We start from the raw sequence: 21,175 nt of genomic DNA on the forward strand, positions 1-21,175 counted from the left end.
AGAAGTAGGTTTTTTCATGAAAATTACTGCTATCCTCGAAAATTCGAAATCAGATAAAAATTTAACAGCAAAGCATGGTTTATCATTGTATATAGAAACTGAACAAATGAACATAATTTTTGATTTAGGCCCGGATCACTCCTATATCAAAAATGCACAAGCTTTAGGTATCGATTTAAACAAAGCGAATGCAGTAATTATTTCGCATGGACATTCTGATCATATTGGAGGATTAAGGTATTTGGATGAAGTAAATAAACATGCTCCCATTTATTTGTCTTCGAATGCATTAGAATCTCATTGGCTAAAAATTGGACCCTATTATCATAATGTAGGAGCAAAAGTTACTATAGAAAATTTCGATAATCGTATGAAGTTTGTTGATGATGATATAGAAATTACAAAGGGAATTCATATAATTTCTTTAGATCCTACAAATGAATATACGAAAAATCTTTATAAAGGGGATAAGAAGAAGTTAGACGATTTTAATCACGAAATCGTGTTAGTGATTGAAAGCGAAAATGGGTTAGTATTATTTAGCGGTTGTAGTCATCATGGAATTGTAAACATAACTAAAACTATAACTAAAAAGTTTCCAAATAAGAATATCAACGCAATTATTGGGGGATTTCATTTAATTGGTCTGCCTATAGTTAACACTTTAGGAAAGCCAAAAGAAGAAGTTATCTCCATTGGCAATACATTAAATGAAATGAAGATTGACTGTATTTATTCTTGCCACTGTACTGGAGAAAAAGGATTTAGCATTCTCAAAACTGTTTTAAAAGAAAAATTACAATCTTTTAAAACTGGGGAGATTATTGAGCTTTAGTAGATATTACAAAATCACCTACCAAAAAGAAATTCAAATTTCACCATTTCATTAATATAAATATTATATTCTTAGCCTAAATGGAGAGATTCACTTGAAAATAATAGAGCGAACAATAATACTATCGTGTGCAGCTATATTCCTATTCATTGTTTTTAAAGCCGTTTATAATGGTGCACTGTCAAATAGATCTATAATTAAACCTCAAAGTTCAAATTATTATCAAATAATTGATAAAGATTTTAATAAAACAGTAGACTTACCTTTTACTAGCATAACTTCGTTTAGAGGTAATTCTAGCTCGATTTTTATGAGTGTAGATCATAAGAGTCCAAATGCTCTAGATAATAAAGTCGTTCAATATGATCGAATGACTCAGAAATACAAAACTATATTTAATAGCAAATTTGAATTGCCATCGATGCAAGGTCTAGAATTAAATGAAAATTGGTTAGTATGGGTAGATGCCGACGAAAGTGGATGGCAGTTGAACCCATATTTTATGAATTTAAAGACGAAAGAAATTCAACCGTTGACAAAAGAAAATGAAGAAGATGTTTTTAATGACTTCCCTGTCCTAATTGGGGACTATGCAGCTTGGATTAAATCGGATAGAAAAGTTGAAAAAGCGGAAGTTATGCTAAAGAATCTAAAAACAAATGATACCGAAAGTATATTTGATTTAAATACTTATACATTTATGAATATGCATTTATCTTCGAAGGATGGAAAAATATTATTTACTGATAAAAAAAATAATTATGGTTATCTGTATTTATACGATGTGAAAAGTAAAGAAATAGAAGAAATAAAAACTAACTATGAATTCATTGGTTGGGCAAGTTTGCTAAATGGCAACCAATTTATTTATCTAACCTTTAATGATCCTAGTGAATCTTCAACCGATGACCAAAAGCTTCTTTTTTATAATATTTCTAATAAACATACCCAAGTCGTTCTTTCGGATGTGGTAACTGTAAATTCCCATTATACAGATTTTAATAATCAAGTGTTTTTTTCTTATAACGATGAAGGTATGAGAAAATTTAAGGTAAAGAATAATTTACTAGTTGAAGATGGGGAATTAAACAAGGAATTAGAAACTCCTAACTTTTATAGGCTTTCTGCTGATAATAATATCTATATTATTAACCAGGACCTTTCATATGAAAAACGTAAAAGCAAATTAATTATCCAAAGTGAGCTAACTAACTAAAAAAATGGCTATCTCTATCAATGAAAAATAGGGATAGCCTTCTTTTTGACACTCATTTCCTTGCATTTTAGATCAAAAAAGTGTCGAAGCCCTAAAGCCCCAACACTCCCCTTCTAATACATTTTCAAATATTCTTCCCGCTCCCAGTTATGGACACGTGTGCGGTATTTATTCCATTCTATTTCTTTAGCAACCGTGAATTTTTCAAAGATATGATCTCCAAGTGCTTCACGTACGGTATGATCCATTTCTAGTTCAAGGAGTGCGTATTCCAATGACGACGGGAGGTTGTCGATACTGTTCAATTCACGTTCTGCTCGTGACATTTTATAAATATTGCAATCTACAGCATCCGGTGGTGTGAGATCTTTCCGAATGCCATCGAGTCCAGATGCTAAAATAACGGCCATCGCTAAATAAGGGTTGGCTGCTGGATCGACAGAACGCAGCTCGATACGTGTTGATAGTCCTCGTGAAGCTGGAATTCGAATAAGTGGTGATCGGTTTTGTGCAGACCATGCTACATAGCAAGGAGCCTCATAACCCGGCACTAATCGTTTATAGGAATTAACAAGTGGGTTTGTTATAGCTGTAAAGCCGTGGACATGTTTTAGTATCCCTGCCATAAAGCTACGCGCTGTTTGGCTTAATTGCAATTCTGCACGTTCATCATAAAACGCATTTTTATCCCCTTCAAATAATGATAAGTTGAAATGCATGCCAGAACCGTTAACACCAAATAGTGGCTTTGGCATAAAGGTTGCATGCAGCCCATGCTGTGCAGCTATCGTTTTTACAACAAGTTTAAACGTTTGAATATTGTCACATGCTTCGATCGCACTTGCATATTTAAAGTCAATTTCATGTTGACCAGGTGCAACCTCATGGTGTGACGCCTCAATTTCAAAGCCCATTTCTTCTAACTCTAATACGATATCACGCCGACAGTTTTCCCCTAAGTCAGTTGGGGCTAAGTCGAAGTACCCGCCACTATCATTTAACTCAAGTGTTGGATGCCCCTTTTCATCTAACTTAAATAAGAAAAATTCTGGCTCTGGCCCTAAATTAAATGAGCTAAAACCTAATTCCTCCATCTCCTTTAAAACCCTCTTCAGATTGGAGCGTGGGTCACCTTCAAATGGTGTACCATCTGGTCTAACAACATCACAGATAAAACGAGCCACTTTACCTTTTTCAGCCGTCCAAGGAAAAATTACAAAAGTATCACGGTCAGGGCTCAAGTACATATCTGATTCCTCAATGCGTACAAAACCTTCAATTGATGAACCATCGAACATCATTTTATTGTCCAATGCTTTTTCTAATTGGCTAACCGGTACTTCAACGTTTTTTATTGTTCCTAATATATCAGTAAATTGTAGGCGAATAAATTTAACATTTTCTTCCTCAACACGACATTTAATATCTTCTTTTGTATAACGTTTCATTTTTCACCACTCCAATGTAATTTTAATTAACACGATTCTTTTGTAACTGTTTTTAAAATACATTAAAAGGATGTAAAACACAATATCTATGTAAGGTTTTATTACATGCATTTTATCGAATATATTAATCTTTTTTTCAGATGGATAGAGCCCCCCTCCCCTTCCTACTTATCATTTAAGTCTTTAGACTCATCATACGGTAGTTTAACTAAAAAGTTTTTGACTTTGTTGCTTGAAGCAAGAACTTTATTTCCATATTTTATATCACATTAGTCTTGTATAATGTCATATTTATTGGTAAATTTATAGCAAATTAGAATTTCTATTTTATTCATCAGATAAGTAAATAGGGCGTATATATAATAGTCGGAAATTATCATATCCATTTTACCTTGGCGCAATTGCGTCCGGGGTTATATCTTCTGTTAAAGATACATAAGGCGGTGAATGTAAGAAGCATGTCAGTATTAATTATTGGCAGCGTAAGTAATGATGTATTACGTCTGCAAAAATATTTTCATCGTATCGACATCAAAAATATTCATTGCTTTACAACAACTGACGCAGCAATGAATTATTTATCAGATTCTTTGAAAGAAGAGCTAGAAATAATTATTCTCGATGCAAAAATGACACTTAAAAATTGCGAGAACATTTGTCAACAAATTGACGAACTAAAAAACTGGATCGATGCCCCTATCCTCCTTTCTACTACTTACGAAAAAAGCATTACAATTGATAGGGTTTTTGAAGCTGGGATTTTCGACTTTATTTTAAAACCATTTGATTTCACTCAGTTTAAAACCCGGATTCAGGTGGCCCTTAAATATCAGAAGGAAACCAAGCTACGAAAGCAGCAAGAAAGTATGATTCAAAAAGATTTAATTGTCGCGAAGAAATTTCAAAAAAATGCACTATCTCCTCCATTGAATCTTGAGCATATTCAGATCGATGGACTTTATGTTACATCCAACACACTAGGAGGTGACATGTACTGCTGGTTTAAGATTAATGAACACTTAACTGCCATTCTTCTTTACGACGCAATGGGACATGGCATTGCCGCATCACTCGTTACAATGTCCATTAGATCTTTGTTAAAGGGAATAATTACGAAATTAATTGATCCAGTTTTAGTAATTCGAGAACTTAACCGCCAAATTTACGAGTTATTTTCTGATGAAGATATGGACCGTTTTTTAATGACAGCTATCTACATACTCATTGATACGAAAAACGGAACTGTACACTATGTTAATGCGGCTCATCCATCTGGTTTCTTATTTGGAAAATACGGCGAGACGGTGTTCCTCCCAGCAAATACACCTATATTAGGGCTATTCCCGACCATTCCTATTAATAAAAAAAGGATACCTTTATCCGGATGGCATCGCATAATACTTTATACGGATGGATTATTGACAATCAATGATCAACAAGTTGTTGATATGGATTTTTTCCATTCCTATGCATCACACGATAATGGCTATGCCTTGGAGAAATTTTCCCAAAAATACGATTTATCCGATAATTATTACAACGATGATATAACAGTAGTTTCAATAACAATTACATTACAGGGTCGGTGATTGATGATGGAATTCATACTCAATGTAAATCCTGATACACAAGCTATAGCTTATGTAGATCAAGTTATAGAGAATTATACAAATGTATATAATTTACCTTTTAAAAGAGAATTACGATTTGTCGTACATGAATTAGTTATTAATGCTGTGGAAGCTGTTAAGAAAAATGATCCATATTCCGAAAAGGCTATTCAAGTACACGTATCTCATTCTAATAAAGAAATAAAAATAACAGTTACTGATGAAGCGAAAGGAATCGCTGAAAAGGATTGGGATAAGGCTCTACAATTTGATTTAAACGAACTGGATTATTCAGATCGTGGGCGAGGTTTATTTTTCGTTAAAAATATGGTCGACCATATTTGGTTTGAAAATATTTCTGAAACGAAATTTTTAGTTGGTATTTCAAAAAAGATTCATGTATAAAGTTAACGTAAAATTGGAGGAATTTTCATGAAGCTGTCAATCCGAAAAAAAATGAGCCTGTTAATATTCGGGTGTATTTTGCTACTCACTACACTTTTAGCAGGAATAAATTTTTATGTTGCCAAAAATAATCTTTTAGAAAGCGCAAATACAAAGCTTTTATCAGATATTCAATTGAGCTATGAATATTTAGATGCTAAATTCCCTGGAGAATGGTCCATTAAAAATAATCAATTGTATAAAGGTGACGTCAAAATAGTAGACAATTTTGAGGTAGCTGATAAAGTCGGAGAGCTAACAAACGGAAATGTCGTCTCAATCTTCCAAAACGATACTCGCATTAGTACAAATATAGTCGAGAATGGAGAACGTGCATTAAATACAAAGGTTTCTGATGAAGTTGCGAAAGTTGTATTAGGAGAAAAAAAACGTTTTATCGGATCAGCAAATGTCTTGGGGAGTATGCATCAAGGAGCCTATGACCCAATTTTAAATAGCCAAGGAGATGTTATTGGCGTATGGGCAACAGCTGTACCTACCGCTCCATATATAAGTATTGCTACAAAGTCTGCACTTGAAAATGTAGCGGTCTCCTTAGGAATTGCCATTTTAATGATTGTTGGGATTAGTTGGTTTTTACAGCGACAAATCATCACACCCATTAATATTTTAAGTACAAATGCCAAAGATTTAGCAGATTTAAATTTAAATGTAAAATTATTAAACCCAAAAGGTAAAGATGAGATTGCTGTTTTAGCAAATGCTTTTAGTGATATGAAGAATCGATTAACGGAAACGATGACAATCGTAGCTGGTAGCGCCAATCAAATAGCTAACTCATCGCATTCATTAGCAGAATCATCACATCAAACAAGTGAGGCTTCTAACCAAATCGCACTTACGATGAATGAAATTGCAGTCGGTACTACGACTCAATCTGATCAAGCTGAACAAATAGTGTCTATGATGCAAAAAACAATTGAAGAAGTATCGACCAGTTTACAAAAAGCCGAGAATACGTTAAATAGCGCTATAGAATCGACCCATTTTGCACGCCAAGGTGAAGAGGCGATCAATGAAGCTATAAAACATTTAAGCGATGTCACACAAACAGTGTCTTACGCAACAGATTCTATCCAAAAACTCGGTAAACGCTCTGAAGAAATTGGCGGCATTATTACTGTTATTACGGGTATTGCGGATCAAACAAATCTACTCGCCCTCAATGCAGCCATCGAAGCAGCACGAGCAGGTGAGCAAGGAAAAGGCTTTGCCGTCGTTGCATCAGAGGTACGCCAGTTAGCTGAACAATCAAGTTTAGCATCAGGACAAATTACAAATCTCATTAAAGATATTCAGGCTGAAACCTCTGTGACAGTTCGCACGATGGAAAGTAATCTACTAGCAGTAGAGGAGCAAGTAACAATTATCAATAAAGGAGGAACTGCATTAAAAGAAATCGTTGAAAAGGTCGAAGAAACAGAAAACGGCGTTGAGCAGATGAAGGCTGCATTTACGAATGTAAACAACAACTCCTTAGGGGTTCAACAAGCCATTCAAGATATTTCCCGTATCATTGAAGACTCCGCTGCAGCAACAGAGGAAATTGCCGCAACATCGGAAGAACAATATGCAACTGTGGCAGAAATTACACAAAGTTCAGACGAATTAGCATCGATTGCCGATAAATTACAAAACGAAGTCAATAAATTCAAGTTTTAACTTCTATAGAATTAGAATTTCCTTACATGAAAAAGAAAATGGAGGCGCTATAGTATGGATCAGAAGAAAATTGCGATGGTTATTGACACAAAGTCTGATTATATTTTGATTGCGTTTACTGGCGATTTAGAATATGGGTCGATTGAAGAGATTAAAATTGAGCTTCAATCGTTAAGCTTGGAAACAAAGCATGGATATATTATCGATATGCAAAAGGTTACAAACATCGATAGTACCGGCTTTGGCATGATTGTCAATTTCGCAAAGAAAGTATCTGTAAAAGAAAAGAAAATCGCCATTATTGTTGTCGATGATTTCATTCGCAATTTGTTTGCTATTTCACAAGTCGATAAAGTATTCCCTATTACTAAAAGCGAAGAGCGAGCAAGACAGATCATTAAAGAAGGCTGGTTAGGTGAACTATCACTTAGCGAATACTAACCCTATCGTTGTCCCCCAAACATAAAAGTAAGTTGCATTCCTATTAAACGGAATGCAACCTACTCTTTTTAATACTGTAAAAGCATATTTACAAACACAACGATAATGACAAAAGGTACTACTATTAACATCAGCAGTCGATACGCTGAATAGAACCCCTGGCCCATTTGACTTCCTATTAATAATTCCTTCTTCACAAATTCTTTATCAACTACATACGCAATAAAGATAGCAATCAATAAGTTACCCAACGGAAGCATTAAATTAGAAACTAAAAAGTCAGTTGCATCAAAAATTGTTTTTCCAAAAATTGATACATCAGCTAATGTACTTGATGAAAGTGCTGCAGGAATCGCTGCAATAAAGACTACTACACCTAGTAGCATCGTCAATGCAGAACGAGACATACGTCCCTTCTCCATAAATGCCGCTACGATAATTTCATATAAACTGAAGGAAGAAGTTAGCGTTGCGAATAAAAATAATAATAAAAACATCGCTAAGAATATTTCACCAAATGGCATTTGACTAAATGCTGTTGGCAGAACCGTAAATAATAAGCCTGGTCCAGATGCCGGTTCTAAATCAAAAGCAAATACAACAGGGAAAATGGCTAATCCTGCTAAAAACGATACAAGCACAGTGAGAAGAACAACAGAGCCTGCGGAATTAGGTAAGCTCACATCTTTCTTTAAATAGGAGCTGTACGTCACAAGACAAGAAAATCCTACTGCTAAGCCAAAGAAGGACTGCCCTAACGCTTCCAATATAGCCTTTCCAGTTATATTAGAAAAGTCAGGCCACAAGAAGAATTTAACCCCTTCCATTGCTCCATCTAATGTTAAAGCCCTCACAACAAGCACAATAAACATAATGAATAATAAAGGCATCATCCACTTATTGGCCTTCTCTATACCATTTTGCACGCCAAGTGAAATGACTAATACATTTACTAGCGTAAACAGCCCTAAACCTAGCAATGTAATCCAAGGTGTTCCTACAATCTTTGCAAATAGTTCACTAGGATCCACGGAAGGATCAATAACAGCCCCAGTCACACCAAGGCCACTATATATAAAAATCCAACCTCCTACAACACTATAAAAACTTAATAATAAAAAACAGCCGAGCACACCCATACGACCAACCCAAGCCCAACCTGTTTTAGTAGGTGCAATTTTTTTATAGGCAGTCACAGCCTCAGACTGTGTACCACGACCTAAAATATATTCTGATAATAACATCGGTAAACCAATCAACAATGTAAATAGCACAAAAATCAGGAAAAATGCTCCCCCGCCACTTTGTCCAGTAACATATGGAAGCTTCCAAATTGCCCCCAGTCCGATTGCAGCTCCAGCCGATGCTAAAATAAAGCCTAGTTTACTAGACCACTGACTCTTTTTTTCACTCATCTCTTCAAACTCCTCTAACTTACTCAACTCTTCCTTATTCTACAATAAAATAATACAGTCGACTACATTAATTCTATATGTTACTTTTGCGTAATATTATCCAACACCTCAACCATTCTACATAAAAAACCTCGAACGCTTAACAGCTCGAGGTCTCATCCTAATTATTTTGTTAAATACATAGAACGCTGATGATCAATCCATTTACGCATTGTTGTGAATAGTAATGCCATGATGATAGTAATTAAAATACCTTTCACAATGTTAAATGGCAAAATACCAGCTACGATCATTTTATATAGTGAATCACCTACAACAGGCTCCATACCTAAAAAGTAAGTGTACATAGGTAAAAATACTGCATAGTTAAGGATGCTCATTCCTACTGCCATTACAATTGTTCCAGCAGCTAAACCTCCGATAAGGCCCTTAACTGTTTTGGAGCGATTAAAAACAAAGCTCACTGGTAAAATAAATAAAATACCTGTTGCAAAGTTCGCGATATGTCCTACCGGTACTCCCGTTGGCGTGCCTGAGAAAACCCAGTCCAACACATTTTTAAATAATTCTACTAAAATCCCCGCTACAGGTCCCATAGTGATTGCTGCTAGTAATGCTGGCATATCACTGAAGTCCACTTCCAAAAACATTGGAAATGGCGGAATCGGGAAATTAAAAAGCATTAATAAAAACGAAATACTGCTCAGCATACCAATCGTAATATACGATTGAAGTTTAACATTTTTCTTCATAGAAAACTCTCTCCTCTTTGCTGATTCAATCTCGCAAGAAGAAAGGTTACGACCTAATCAATTATTATCATGAAAAAACCCTTATGCAAAAGAGCATAAGGGAGAATAGGCATGATTAAAAAACGCCATTAATTAACTATTTTCTGAGCATACGCTGTGTGAAACCACATCGAAAAAACGCTCGTACATAGCTAAATTCATAACAATGAATGACGATCGCACCTCCATCTTCTCCCATCCAGACTTTAACTGTCGGCCTTGGAATTGCACCAAGTCAGCCATGCAAAAAAATTATTTGCACAGGTCGCGGGCTGAAGAGCCTTTAGTAAATCATGCGAGCTAATATGTCTTAAAGGAAACATTAGCGATTTACAACTCTATTACCGCCGGTCGGGATTTTCACCCTGCCCCGAAGATGAATCATTATTTTTTTATTTCATAGCCTTACTATAATGAATTATTAGAGAAAAGTAAATAGCTTTGCTTTAAAAAAATCCGATTAAACTTGTATGCTTTAATAAATACTCGTGAAAAGTAGCTTAAATCCTTATTCATCTCATCACCTATAGAGGCGAGAGACTTCGTAGGTGACGCTTCGCTTTCGCTACTGAAAATAATTGCTAAGTTAAATGACAAGAGCATTCACGCACATATAGTGGCGAGAATGCTCCAAAAATTTATTTATGTTCTGTTCGTCTATTTGTTGTTAGGCTGTTTATGGCATATATCGTTTATTGGCTCCTACAGGCTTTGGCAAGAATTTTTTTAAATCAAATCCTTCCCAGGTTTCCTGTACAACATTGTCTAAACGTATTTGTTGATCAAAGCTTGCAGCAGTGAGCATCATAGCTTCTATCAGTTGAGTTGCACGAACAGTATCCATGGTCGTTAAATCAAGCGGCTCATCAAATGTAACAATAACGCCTTCTGCTACTTCTTTTACAGTGTATGCTATATTTTCTGGTACAACTGAAACGTATACATCATCATTTTTATTTCGCATATCGGTAAGCGCTTCTGTTACAGTGGGAAAAGTCTTACGAGAATCGGGTGATAAATATTCAGCTCCATTTTCATCTTTATATAAATAATAATTAAAATGATTTGAGCTTGTTAATGCCTTAGGATTACTTGGCTCTTCTTCCTTGGAAAATTTGTAGGCTGTACCATCAGGATTTTCAAACTCAATATCTTTATACTCTGAATCTGAGAATGTATCCTGTAAAGTCTCTAAATATTCATTAGTATCTGCTGAAGCAACATCATAATCATTTTTCTCCGGCAATACATGAACTAGTTTATCGCCCTTCTCCTTCAATTCTCCTTTATATGGATGATAGTTAGTAAAACCATTTGCTTTCTCATCAATTTGCGGCGCATACTTTTCATACATTTGTAATGTTGTAGGCTTTTTCTTCGGAAAATCAGTGGCAACTCGTTCATTTGGAATGATATACGTCATCGGTACGCTTTTCTTATCACGATTTGCCAAACCAATATGAAACACTACTGCTTCTGTTAAATCTTCCTCATAAACAGATGATCGTAGAGACATAATCCTTGAATGTTTTGCTACTATGTTGTTGGATTCCATAATCTTATCCTGGTTGACAAAGCTTTTCGCTGCTCGACTATCCTGCGATGTTGAATATTGAGAGGTTTCAGGAGCATTAGCCTGGTCTAATTTTGCATCATTATGATTCATGAACATAGAGCCTGTAATTACTGTTAAAGCGAAAACTGCTGCAACACTCATAAAGATTGGCCATTTACGAACTTTCTTCTTTGTTGTTGCAGTCTCGGTACTTTCTTGTTGCGTAGGAATACTGTGTTGTTGCTCTTGCGATGTTATTTCATCATCTATTGGTTGTTGTATAGCTTCTTGAAGATGGACATTATCCTGCAAGCGAGCATCTGTCAATAATCGATTTAATATTTCTTCTTTTGAACGGCGGTCAGAAAGCTTAGGGGCATTATTTAATAGATGCTCAAGTTGATCATCATCAAATTGGTTATGTGTCATTGCCGTTTCGCCTCCTGTTCTCTAACCTGTTGTAGCTGTTGCCGTAAAAATTTAATGGCACGATGCTGAGTGGTTTTTACCTTCGCTTCTGTCCAATCTAGTATTTGTGCAGTTTCTGCAATCGATAAGTCTTGAAAGTAGCGCATAATAATGACCATTTTTTGGTCACCTGTACAGTGTTCGAGTGCTACTTGCACCTGCATAAATTCATCACTGGCCTGCAATACGTCCTCCGGTGATGGTGTGGTTGAATGTAGCTGTTCCGTTTCCCAATCAAAAAAATCAAGTGAATGTTTTTGACGTACAGCCTGCTTTCTAAAATGATCAATAGCGACATTTTTAGCAATAGCAAAAAGCCAAGTCTTTTCACTGCTATTTCCTGCGAACTGATCATATGAGCGCAATACACGAACATAAACCTCATGCGCTAAATCCTCAGCAAGTGTACGGTTTTTTACTAAATAAATAAGAAACTGGAACACGTCTTGATGATATGCATCGTATAACCGATGGAACACGGAGTCATTCAAAGCACTCCACCCCCGTTCTATTTATATTTGTCGTCTAAATGTCCACAGAAGTTACATCCAATTAATACCACTCTTTAATAGTATTAATCAAAAGGTAAATAAAACGTGAAGGTAGTCCCCTCTTTCAGCACACTATCTACCATAATATTGCCTGAATGTGCCTTGACAATATTTCTAGCTATAGCTAAACCTAGGCCAGTTCCGCCTTTAGAACGTGTACGTGCCTTATCTGCTTTATAGAAACGTTCAAAGACATATGGTAAGTCCTCTTGCGGAATACCATGCCCTGTATCCTGAACAGAAACCTTGGCAAAGGTTGGTTCCTGCTCAACCTTCACTGTTACAGACCCTTCATCAGTATGACGAAGAGCATTATCAACTAAATTTGTTAAAACCTGTTCAATTCGATCCTCATCTATACTAATCGAAGCTTCGTCATTAAATTCACTGTCAAATATTAGACGAACATGTTTCTCTTTTGCCACCTGTGCAAATTTTTGAGTAATACGTTCAAATGTTGAATTAATCGGGAGCTCATCTTTGTAAAGCGTCATATGCCCCGATTCCATACGCGCAAGGTCTAATAAATCTGTTACTAGACGTCCCATACGTTTCGATTCATCATAAATAATTTTTGTAATTTCATTACGTTCTTCTTGATCTTGAATAAAATCATCATCCATTAGAGCCTCTGAATAGCCTTGGAGCATCGAAATTGGCGTTCGTAGCTCATGAGACACATTGGCAATAAAGTCTGAACGCAGTTTTTCTAAACGATGCTGCTCTGTCATATCACGAATAACCGCAACCGCTCCACGTATCGATTCCTCACTATAAAGAGGGCTAATCGTAAACGTATAGTAACTTCCATCCATCTCAATTTCTTCTTCAAGCTTATCCTCAAACATCAGTACATGATCGAGCATATGATAAAGCTCTGGCGGAATTGGCTTCGCACTTTGTGATCCCTTATTAACAAACCATGTTTGCATTAAACGGTCCGCTGGCGGATTACTTAATAATATTGTACGATCACGATTAAACGTAATAACTGCGTCTGTCATCGATGTTAATATATTGGAAAGCTGTTCATTTTCTTGATTGATCACTTCTAGATTGTGTTTCAATTGACGGCCCATTTGATTGAAGGCAACTGCAAGCTGGCCAATTTCATCATTTTGTGTAGTCGGCATCTTCGCTTCAAAATTCCCTTTAGAAATTTCAAATGCCAGCTCACGCATTTTACGTAATGGTGACGTAATACGTGATGAAAGGAAAAACGCAAAAAATGTCGTCAGCACAAAGGCAATGAAAGCAGATAAAAAGACAATTTTCGTCGTCTCTTTCGATGTTTTATGCAGCGCATCCGGACTTTGATAAATAAAGACAGCCCCGTGTACAGCATTTTCCACATTTAGCGGGAAACCAAGCACAACATACGATTCCAACTTTTCTTTGTCTGTAGAAGACGGCATCATCATTTCCTTAATAATCGGTTTATCTGATTGAAAAACTTCTTGGAACGATTTATTGGCTAAAATCATATCCTGTATTTCTTTTTTATTGACACCTTCCTGCATAGCGAAAGAAATTCTATCATGGTTAATAGCAATAAGTGCATTTGTACTTTCAGGTAAAATATCTTTTAATAATTCCGAAGTCGATTCTGCTGTTTCATTATCATCTACTATACTGGCAACTGTTGCTGCAGTTTGACGCAAGGAGCTTTCTGCTTGTTGCATATGGTAATTCTGAAGAAATTCAAGCATTAAAACCGTGAAAACAAACAATACAAATGAAACGAGAAGCAATATGGTTACCCATAGCTTCCCGACAACACTGTTCCATATTCTATTCATTGACAACCTCAAATTTGTAACCAACGCCCCATACAGTAACAATCATTTTTGCAGCGTTTTCAGATACACGGTTGAGCTTCTCGCGTAAACGTTTTACATGTGTGTCAACTGTACGTAAGTCGCCAAAGAAATCATAATGCCAAACTTCTTTTAGTAATTGTTCACGGTCAAATACTTTGTCTGGTGATTTAGCTAGGAAATAAAGCAATTCATACTCTTTAGGCGTTAAATTTACTTCAATACCCTCTGCTGTTACACGGTGCGCATCATGATCAATCATTAAATGTTGGAACACAACTAAATCTTTTGAAGAAGAAGCATTTGTCGAAGGTGAGAATGCTTGTGAACGGCGTAATATAGCCTTCACACGTAACACAACCTCACGAGGACTAAATGGTTTTACAATATAATCATCTGCTCCAAGCTCAAAGCCTTGTACGCGATTCGCTTCCTCGCCTTTTGCAGTTAATAAAATAATTGGTGTTGCTGCACGTTCACGGATTTCCGCACAAACTTCAAGCCCGTCTTTTTCAGGCATCATAATATCTAATAAAATACAGTGATACTCTTTTTCCAAAGATTTTTCGATCGCTTGTTCACCATTTTCTGCCTCGTCAACAAGGTACCCTTCTCGCTCTAAATACATTTTTAATAAGCGTCGAATACGATCCTCGTCATCTACTACTAATACTGAAATATTTTCTGACACTTTCACGATCCCTCTCTTCTAATCTTTCTCTACCTTCTATTGTACATGGTACAGCACTTATTGAAAAGAAAAGAAAGCCTTCTTGCCACAGCAAGAAGGCTCTTCTTTCCAATACTAGCGACGTAAAAATATCATATATGCTCAAAATCAACTTAGTCTATGCTGATGCGTATGAGTGTAAACCTGCAAGAATCAAGTTAACAGCAATTAAGTTGAATAAGATAATTCCAAAACCAATTAATGCTAACCATGCAGATTTTTCACCTTCCCAGCCTTTCGATAAACGTAAGTGTAGGAATGCTGCATAGAATAACCATGTAATAAGTGCCCATACTTCCTTCGGATCCCATCCCCAGAAACGACTCCACGAAAGTTGTGCCCAAATCATTGCAAAGATTAAAGCACCTAACGTAAATACTGGGAAGCCGATTATTACTGAACGATAACCAATTTCATCAACTAATTGTAAATTTACTCGTTTGACAAAAGGTTGGAAAATCGCACTAATTCGACGTCGTGCAATTAATCGAATCAATAAATATAAAACAGACCCTACTAATAATGACCACACAACTGATGTTAATTTCTTCGCATTAATGAGCGGAGGCATTTCTACTAACGGAGACATGCCATGTTCTTCAACCGCCTTATATTCATTCATACCAAATAGTGGCGGCATTTTGTATTCAATTTGACGTCCATTACCCTCTTTATCAACATAAGTATATGTTGAATCGTAACCCATCAAACTAAAAACGGATGTAGCAATTACGAAACCAACGACTACTACAAGGAAGAACATTACCGCTTCTAACCAGAAACGTTGTTTAGAAGGTTTCTTTAAATTAACTACTTTTAATAAATAAATTAGTCCTGCTACCGCACTAATTGCTAAAAGTGATTGCCCCAAAGCAGCTGTAATAACATGAATTGTTAACCAGTAACTTTGTAAAGACGGCATTAAAGGAGTTACCTCTTTCGGGAACATTGCTGCATAGGCAATTATTAATAACGCCACAGGTAATGCTACTAAGCCTAGAGCCGTCACGCGATAAATAAAATAAATCAAAACGAATGCCCCAACAATGAACATCCCAAACGCAGTCGTAAATTCAAACATATTACTAACAGGTGCATGCCCTGCATAAATCCAACGAGTGACAAAATAACCAAGCTGCGAAAGTAGACCTACAATAGTGACAGCAATTGCCGCTTTACCCCATTTTTCGGTATTTTTTCCTGTAGCATTCGATTGCTTTATCGAACCACCAAATAATAAAGTTGCAACTAGGTAGGCTATGAATGCTACAAATAATAGGTTTCTACTTATGTCAATCAAACTCATAAGGTGTTGTCACCTTCCTTTTTCTTTGTGGATTTCTTGACATCTTCTGACTTATCTAACTGATCTTCATATGTTGGTAGACCAGCAAATGTAGTGACTGTATCTAAATCCTTTTTCATACTGAACATATTTTTATTCACATGGGCAGCCATCAACACTCGACCATCAGGCTCCACCTGTAACCATAAACGTCGGTGGTTCCAATACGAGCCAATTACTACACCAATCATGAAAATAATACCGCCGACAAATAACAATGGTATCGTACTATCCTTACGAATTGTAAAGTTTGATGAATTACGCGTCTCTGCTCCTACGAATTTCATTCTATATTTGTTTTCACCAAGTGGTTCAAATGGCGGCTTCCTGATTTCTACAAAGCTTACTTCACCTTTTGGAGTTTCTGGTGTTATCATTTTAAATATAAATGCTGGGTTATTTGGTATTGATGTTTTTGTTTGTGGTTCACCATCTTTAAAACCAGAAAAATCTGGTGTATACACAAGAATCTTTACTGAGGAACCATTTCCTAAATCATATTCTTTTTTAGGATTCGTTAAATCAATTTCAATTTGACCTAGTGAATCTTCTTCTGTTGCTTTATTCACTAAATTAAAATTCATCTGTCTCAATTCGTCGAGGCGATAATTCATTTGATACAGTGCAAAACTGTTTTCTTTTAACGGATGATTGACACGAATAGAGTAATCTCTCAATTTTTTAAGATTATCTGTATCTCCAGGAAGAGCTCCGTCAGGTTGTTTGTATAATGTGATGTCTGTTTGATAGTTCTTCGCCATAGCATTGACACCTTGGTTAGATTGCTCATCCTGAGGTTTATCGTCATGGGTTTCCAAAATAAATTTATTATTTTTAATAAAATAGCCGTCCATACCTGGTATAGCTCGTGTCTCACCTTCACGGATCCAAATCGTCTCATCCACATAAAAACCAGGTACTAGGCGCAACATAACACCTGCTAAAAAGATAATGAGACCGACATGATTTATGTATGGGCCATATCGAGCAAAACGGCCGCGCTCTGCTAGCAATGCGCTTCCATCACGACGAACACGATATTTTAATTCAGTCATTTTTTGCTCAACTTTATCTAGCGTTTCATCAGGGTTTGGCACTTGTCCTTCCGCAACGATACGTTGACGCTTCATGAAACTTTCATGACGTTTAACGCGTTGATTTTTTAGAGACTTGTGTAATGGTAAACCACGGTCTAAACTCGCAACAATAATAGATATCGCAAGCATACCCACTAAAATTTGGAACCACCAAGTGCTATACAAATTAGAAAGTCCTAAATTATTATAGAATTTGCCCAACCAACCATACACTTTCTCATAATACTCCGCTTTACTAGGTTCAGGGGCATTAACATACATCTCTTGCGGTAGTATTGTTCCAATTGACGCTGCGACTAACGTTATAATAATAAGAGCAATCCCGACTTTTACATTCGAGAAGAAATTCCAAATTTTATCAACTATTGTTGCGTTATACGTTTTTGAGCGAATCGCCATTCCGTCATAGCGCATATCAACAACTTTTGTTTGTTTACCTTCCTCAGTTAAAGGACGACCACATTTCTCACAAAGCTTCGTGCCATATGGGTTACTATGACCACAAGCACAAATAATGTTTTCCATAGTCATTTACTCCTTATTTTGGCTTCACTAATTCCATGTACGAAGCAATTTTTCCCTCCGCTATTTCACCAGTAATAATTTTGACTACTTTACCATCTGGATCAATAAGGAGAGTTGCAGGTAAACTACCTACATTGTAGGTAGTACTAACGCTTTTCGTTTTGTCAATAACTACTGGGAACGTTAATTTGTGTCTATCGACAAAATTCTGTACTTCAAAATCTGTTTCCGCGATATTGACCGACAATGTTTGTACACCCTGGTCTTTAAAGGCTTGATACTGACGGTTTATTGCAGGCATTTCCCTCTCACACGGCGGACAAAAAGTTCCCCAGAAGTTCAAAAACACTCCCTGCCCTTTATAATCAGACAGCTTATGTTTCTCACCGTTTAAATCTACTAACGTGAAGTCTGGTGCTTTAGAGCCCACTGCTATTAACTCTACTTTATCCTTTGTTGCTGTTCCGTATACCGTGTAACCAATTGCTAAGACTAAGACTGCCAAAATAATGGTACGAATGACGAGACGTTTTTTCTTTTTCTCCAAGTTAATAAACCCCCTATCAATTTACGGCTTAAAGTAACTACAACTGACGCTAAGCTTTTCATACAAACATTCATATGTATAGATTACACTGTCTAATTTACAGCATTGACATGTTTGTCAAATTTTACATTCATTATGAACTTGTGCGTCAAACACCACCTTGCAAACCGTGGAAACGATTTCATCAAGATGCAACTAATCTAGGTTAGCTATTCTCACCTATTATAGCAAAATGAAACAGAAACGCTTAGCTAATAATTATGAATGATTTATGAACGATTTCACTAATAAGAAAGTGAATACATTGCTATTACACATAGAAGTATCACTTTCTCATAGAAAATGCTTATTTATCCGATTTTTCCTGTCTCCGCTAACACACGCAATTGCTTCACTTCATGCTTTGTTAATTCACGATATTCCCCCGGAGTTAGTCCGAATAAATCTAAAAAGGCAAAGCGTTCACGTTTTAGTTTAACTACTGGAGTACCGATCGCCTCGAACATGCGACGCACTTGACGATTTCGCCCTTCGTGGATCGTAATTTCACAGATTGCCTTACCTGCTTTTTCATCAAATGAAGTCATACTAACCATTGCAGGAGCTGTTTTGCCATCTTCTAACTTAATTCCTCGTTGCAGCTTTTTTAAGCCTTCAATCGTTGGAACACCTTTAACACGGGCAATATATGTTTTATCGATTTTAAACTTTGGATGCGTCAGCATATAAGAAAATTCACCATCATTTGTTAATAGCAATAAACCAGATGTATCATAGTCGAGACGGCCAACTGGGAAAATTCGTTGCGGGATATGCTTAAACAAATCTGTGACAGTTTTGCGTCCTTTGTCGTCTGTTACAGCTGAAATCGTTCCACGTGGTTTGTATAGTAAATAATAAACCTTATCCTCTTTCTCAAGCTTCACGCCTTCTACTTCAATCGTATCTGAGTTGGAAACTTTCGTACCTAACTCACGCACTACGACTCCGTTCACTTTAACTTTACCTTCTACAATCAATTGTTCTGCCTTACGTCTAGACGCCACACCCGCATACGCAATGACCTTTTGTAATCTTTCCATTCTTTCACCTCTAATTTTCTTTCACCTTGGTTTGATACCAAGCATTAAACCTCATTCGCACATTATGAATAAGGTTATTTTTCCCGCTAATCTGTGAAAATTATGTCATACTTTTATACATTATTAAAGAAAAACTAATTATGCATAAATAATTAAATGATTTGAAATAGTTTTTATCAACTAGTTTCTGGATAATTTGTACTTAAATATTAAGGATTATCACCATAGTGTGGGGTTAATTTCCGTTCCGACTGGGCGCTTTCTTTGGGGCGTCGGGGCAACAGATATTTTATTGCGCGAAAGCGAAGCGGCAGCAGTAGCAGATTGTTTTTTTGCGCGGAAGCGAAGCGACAGCAGCAGCAGGTTTTATTGCGCGAAAGCGAAGCGACAGCAGCAGCAGGTTTTATTGCGCGAAAGCGAAGCGACAGCAGCAGCAGGTTTTATTGCGCGAAAGCGAAGCGACAGCAGCAGCAGGTTGGTCACGAAGGCGTTGTCACAAGACGTGACTATTTTAGTCTTCGTTCCTCTCCCCGCTTTGCGGCAGTGTCTCATCTGCGACGTTAATCCCCAAGGAGTCAACCAACCGGAACGAAGATCAATTTATATACGTGGAATACGTTTTAACAAAATGGCTTCCAACTTTTGAATTTTATCGGAACACTTTTACGTTTTATCACCTAACTTTTAAGTTTTATCTACCAACTTTTAAGTTTTATCTACCAACTTTTGAGTTTTATCTACCAACTTCTGAATTTTATCCACCAACTTTTGAGTTTTATCTACCAACTTCTGAATTTTATCGACATCTACCTTTCAAGCTTTATCTACGTAGCAAATGTCATCCCCATCTTTTGGTGATGATCCAATTTTAATCAAATCCTCTTATTATTTTTAATCAAATAGCGAGCGCTCTTAATTTCTTATAAAACAAAAAAAGCCACCATTTTCGGCAGCCTTTCATTACTACTCATTTCCACTATATTTATTTTCGATTTTAAGTCCATAGTTACTTAATTCTTTATTAATAAATTGCTTCGTGCTTGATAACTTTTCGGTTAAAGATTGTTCAATTATTGAACCATCTTGTAATGTGAAAATCAATTTTTCCGGTGAACTGACACCATTTTTCTCCACAATAGTCTGTTCAATCTTTACAATATCTTCCCAGCTTGTATAATCTTCTTGCAAACTAAAAAATTGATTCATATGAATTCCTTTTGTATCAATATATTGATAGTTATTAATACATAAAAATATCAATGCACTAGCAATTACAAACGATGACCCCACGATTCCTCGTTGAATTTTCTTCCTTTTTTTTGTTTTAGGAGTCACTAAAAAATTGATTAATAACATGACTGCTAACATGAATAATACTACCATTAATACAATATAGGCTGTAAAAAAAGGATCAAAAAAGTAATATTCTTTTGGTCGATAAAACAATTCTTGAATAGGATATAAAAAAATAAAAGGAGCGATAAAGCTTGACAAGAATAAAATTATTATTACCCCTATTTGATATTGCTTCTTGCTTGATTCAGTGGTCATAAATAATTTCTCCCCTCTATTAAT

At 36.2% G+C, this 21,175-nt stretch carries 20 protein-coding genes and 1 riboswitch; of the genes, 7 read left to right on the top strand and 13 right to left on the bottom strand.

Annotated elements, in window-relative coordinates:
* Positions 1-16: 16 nt before the first annotated feature.
* Positions 17-835, top strand: a complete 819-nt coding sequence (locus ACIQ7T_RS17295; RefSeq protein WP_402871962.1) for an MBL fold metallo-hydrolase — start codon at positions 17-19, stop codon at positions 833-835.
* Between the two features lie 94 nt (positions 836-929).
* Positions 930-2,051 carry a TolB-like translocation protein gene (locus ACIQ7T_RS17300; protein WP_402871965.1) on the top strand — a complete coding sequence of 374 codons (1,122 nt, stop codon included), beginning with the start codon at positions 930-932 and terminating at the stop codon, positions 2,049-2,051.
* Positions 2,052-2,164: 113 nt separating this feature from the next.
* Here the strand turns inward: ACIQ7T_RS17300 and glnA are convergent, their stop codons facing one another.
* Complete coding sequence (gene glnA / locus ACIQ7T_RS17305) at positions 2,165-3,499, bottom strand: type I glutamate--ammonia ligase (RefSeq protein WP_402871968.1); 1,335 nt, start codon at positions 3,497-3,499, stop codon at positions 2,165-2,167.
* 458 nt (positions 3,500-3,957) lie between these two features.
* On the opposite strand from glnA, the gene ACIQ7T_RS17310 reads away from it, so the two are divergent.
* Genes ACIQ7T_RS17310 through ACIQ7T_RS17325 form a run of 4 tightly spaced genes read left to right on the top strand, consistent with a single transcriptional unit; the run spans position 3,958 to position 7,677 of the window.
* Positions 3,958-5,088 carry a SpoIIE family protein phosphatase gene (locus ACIQ7T_RS17310; protein WP_370075020.1) on the top strand — a complete coding sequence of 377 codons (1,131 nt, stop codon included), beginning with the start codon at positions 3,958-3,960 and terminating at the stop codon, positions 5,086-5,088.
* Between the two features lie 3 nt (positions 5,089-5,091).
* On the top strand, positions 5,092-5,514 hold the full coding sequence (locus ACIQ7T_RS17315) for an ATP-binding protein (RefSeq protein ID WP_370075021.1): 423 nt from the start codon (positions 5,092-5,094) through the stop codon (positions 5,512-5,514).
* 27 nt (positions 5,515-5,541) lie between these two features.
* Positions 5,542-7,236: a methyl-accepting chemotaxis protein gene (locus ACIQ7T_RS17320; protein ID WP_370075022.1), complete on the top strand. Its 1,695-nt coding sequence runs from the start codon at positions 5,542-5,544 to the stop codon at positions 7,234-7,236.
* Positions 7,237-7,290: 54 nt separating this feature from the next.
* Positions 7,291-7,677 carry an STAS domain-containing protein gene (locus ACIQ7T_RS17325; RefSeq protein WP_402871973.1) on the top strand — a complete coding sequence of 129 codons (387 nt, stop codon included), beginning with the start codon at positions 7,291-7,293 and terminating at the stop codon, positions 7,675-7,677.
* 68 nt (positions 7,678-7,745) lie between these two features.
* Here ACIQ7T_RS17325 and ACIQ7T_RS17330 read toward each other — a convergent pair whose 3' ends face one another.
* The 10 genes from ACIQ7T_RS17330 to ACIQ7T_RS17375 all read right to left on the bottom strand — a co-directional run bounded on the left by ACIQ7T_RS17330 (position 7,746) and on the right by ACIQ7T_RS17375 (position 19,600).
* The gene (locus ACIQ7T_RS17330) at positions 7,746-9,092 is read right to left on the bottom strand and encodes a sodium-dependent transporter (protein WP_370075024.1); all 1,347 of its coding nucleotides are present in this window, start codon (positions 9,090-9,092) and stop codon (positions 7,746-7,748) included.
* A gap of 164 nt (positions 9,093-9,256) precedes the next feature.
* Entirely contained in the window at positions 9,257-9,844 is a 588-nt protein-coding gene (locus tag ACIQ7T_RS17335) for an ECF transporter S component (RefSeq protein ID WP_370075025.1), read from the bottom strand.
* A gap of 222 nt (positions 9,845-10,066) precedes the next feature.
* A riboswitch (FMN riboswitch) is annotated at positions 10,067-10,265 on the bottom strand.
* A gap of 294 nt (positions 10,266-10,559) precedes the next feature.
* A complete protein-coding gene (locus ACIQ7T_RS17340) occupies positions 10,560-11,867 on the bottom strand; it encodes an RNA polymerase subunit sigma (RefSeq protein ID WP_402871977.1) in 1,308 nt (435 codons plus the stop codon).
* The gene (gene sigX / locus ACIQ7T_RS17345) at positions 11,864-12,397 is read right to left on the bottom strand and encodes an RNA polymerase sigma factor SigX (RefSeq protein ID WP_370075027.1); all 534 of its coding nucleotides are present in this window, start codon (positions 12,395-12,397) and stop codon (positions 11,864-11,866) included. Before sigX ends, ACIQ7T_RS17340 begins: the two co-directional genes overlap by 4 nt.
* Before the next feature lie 83 nt (positions 12,398-12,480).
* Complete coding sequence (locus tag ACIQ7T_RS17350; RefSeq protein ID WP_370075028.1) at positions 12,481-14,256, bottom strand: ATP-binding protein; 1,776 nt, start codon at positions 14,254-14,256, stop codon at positions 12,481-12,483.
* Entirely contained in the window at positions 14,249-14,965 is a 717-nt protein-coding gene (locus ACIQ7T_RS17355; RefSeq protein WP_049668637.1) for a response regulator transcription factor, read from the bottom strand. Before ACIQ7T_RS17355 ends, ACIQ7T_RS17350 begins: the two co-directional genes overlap by 8 nt.
* 157 nt (positions 14,966-15,122) lie before the next feature.
* Positions 15,123-16,310, bottom strand: coding sequence for a c-type cytochrome biogenesis protein CcsB (ccsB, locus tag ACIQ7T_RS17360; RefSeq protein ID WP_370075029.1), 1,188 nt, complete (start codon positions 16,308-16,310; stop codon positions 15,123-15,125).
* Positions 16,307-17,971: a cytochrome c biogenesis protein ResB gene (gene resB / locus ACIQ7T_RS17365; protein WP_402871980.1), complete on the bottom strand. Its 1,665-nt coding sequence runs from the start codon at positions 17,969-17,971 to the stop codon at positions 16,307-16,309. Before resB ends, ccsB begins: the two co-directional genes overlap by 4 nt.
* A gap of 13 nt (positions 17,972-17,984) precedes the next feature.
* Complete coding sequence (gene resA / locus ACIQ7T_RS17370) at positions 17,985-18,518, bottom strand: thiol-disulfide oxidoreductase ResA (RefSeq protein ID WP_402871983.1); 534 nt, start codon at positions 18,516-18,518, stop codon at positions 17,985-17,987.
* A gap of 350 nt (positions 18,519-18,868) precedes the next feature.
* Positions 18,869-19,600 (bottom strand): pseudouridine synthase, encoded by a 732-nt coding sequence (locus tag ACIQ7T_RS17375; protein ID WP_370075032.1) that lies wholly within the window; start codon positions 19,598-19,600, stop codon positions 18,869-18,871.
* A 196-nt stretch (positions 19,601-19,796) separates the two neighbouring features.
* On the opposite strand from ACIQ7T_RS17375, the gene ACIQ7T_RS17380 reads away from it, so the two are divergent.
* Positions 19,797-20,246, top strand: a complete 450-nt coding sequence (locus ACIQ7T_RS17380) for a hypothetical protein (protein WP_402871986.1) — start codon at positions 19,797-19,799, stop codon at positions 20,244-20,246.
* A 59-nt stretch (positions 20,247-20,305) separates the two neighbouring features.
* On the opposite strand, the gene ACIQ7T_RS17385 is transcribed toward ACIQ7T_RS17380, so the two are convergent.
* Together ACIQ7T_RS17385 and ACIQ7T_RS17390 are read right to left on the bottom strand one after the other, a co-directional pair.
* Positions 20,306-20,386 carry a hypothetical protein gene (locus ACIQ7T_RS17385; RefSeq protein WP_402872076.1) on the bottom strand — a complete coding sequence of 27 codons (81 nt, stop codon included), beginning with the start codon at positions 20,384-20,386 and terminating at the stop codon, positions 20,306-20,308.
* 177 nt (positions 20,387-20,563) lie between these two features.
* Positions 20,564-21,151, bottom strand: coding sequence for an Asp23/Gls24 family envelope stress response protein (locus tag ACIQ7T_RS17390; protein ID WP_402871989.1), 588 nt, complete (start codon positions 21,149-21,151; stop codon positions 20,564-20,566).
* Between the last annotated feature and the right edge of the window lie 24 nt (positions 21,152-21,175).

The organism is Lysinibacillus sp. NPDC096212, from assembly GCF_044763105.1.
Classification (GTDB): domain Bacteria; phylum Bacillota; class Bacilli; order Bacillales_A; family Planococcaceae; genus Lysinibacillus.

What these genes read in the sequence shown, in the direction of transcription:
- ccsB (WP_370075029.1), bottom strand. Translation starts at nt 16,310, where the DNA reads ATGAGTTTGATTGACATAAGTAGAAACCTATTATTTGTAGCATTCATA.
- ACIQ7T_RS17320 (WP_370075022.1), top strand. Translation starts at nt 5,542, where the DNA reads ATGAAGCTGTCAATCCGAAAAAAAATGAGCCTGTTAATATTCGGGTGT.
- ACIQ7T_RS17350 (WP_370075028.1), bottom strand. Translation starts at nt 14,256, where the DNA reads ATGAATAGAATATGGAACAGTGTTGTCGGGAAGCTATGGGTAACCATA.
- ACIQ7T_RS17340 (WP_402871977.1), bottom strand. Translation starts at nt 11,867, where the DNA reads ATGACACATAACCAATTTGATGATGATCAACTTGAGCATCTATTAAAT.
- glnA (WP_402871968.1), bottom strand. Translation starts at nt 3,499, where the DNA reads ATGAAACGTTATACAAAAGAAGATATTAAATGTCGTGTTGAGGAAGAA.
- ACIQ7T_RS17390 (WP_402871989.1), bottom strand. Translation starts at nt 21,151, where the DNA reads ATGACCACTGAATCAAGCAAGAAGCAATATCAAATAGGGGTAATAATA.
- ACIQ7T_RS17295 (WP_402871962.1), top strand. Translation starts at nt 17, where the DNA reads ATGAAAATTACTGCTATCCTCGAAAATTCGAAATCAGATAAAAATTTA.
- ACIQ7T_RS17325 (WP_402871973.1), top strand. Translation starts at nt 7,291, where the DNA reads ATGGATCAGAAGAAAATTGCGATGGTTATTGACACAAAGTCTGATTAT.
- ACIQ7T_RS17335 (WP_370075025.1), bottom strand. Translation starts at nt 9,844, where the DNA reads ATGAAGAAAAATGTTAAACTTCAATCGTATATTACGATTGGTATGCTG.
- ACIQ7T_RS17330 (WP_370075024.1), bottom strand. Translation starts at nt 9,092, where the DNA reads ATGAGTGAAAAAAAGAGTCAGTGGTCTAGTAAACTAGGCTTTATTTTA.
- ACIQ7T_RS17310 (WP_370075020.1), top strand. Translation starts at nt 3,958, where the DNA reads ATGTCAGTATTAATTATTGGCAGCGTAAGTAATGATGTATTACGTCTG.
- ACIQ7T_RS17375 (WP_370075032.1), bottom strand. Translation starts at nt 19,600, where the DNA reads ATGGAAAGATTACAAAAGGTCATTGCGTATGCGGGTGTGGCGTCTAGA.
- ACIQ7T_RS17315 (WP_370075021.1), top strand. Translation starts at nt 5,092, where the DNA reads ATGATGGAATTCATACTCAATGTAAATCCTGATACACAAGCTATAGCT.
- resB (WP_402871980.1), bottom strand. Translation starts at nt 17,971, where the DNA reads ATGGAAAACATTATTTGTGCTTGTGGTCATAGTAACCCATATGGCACG.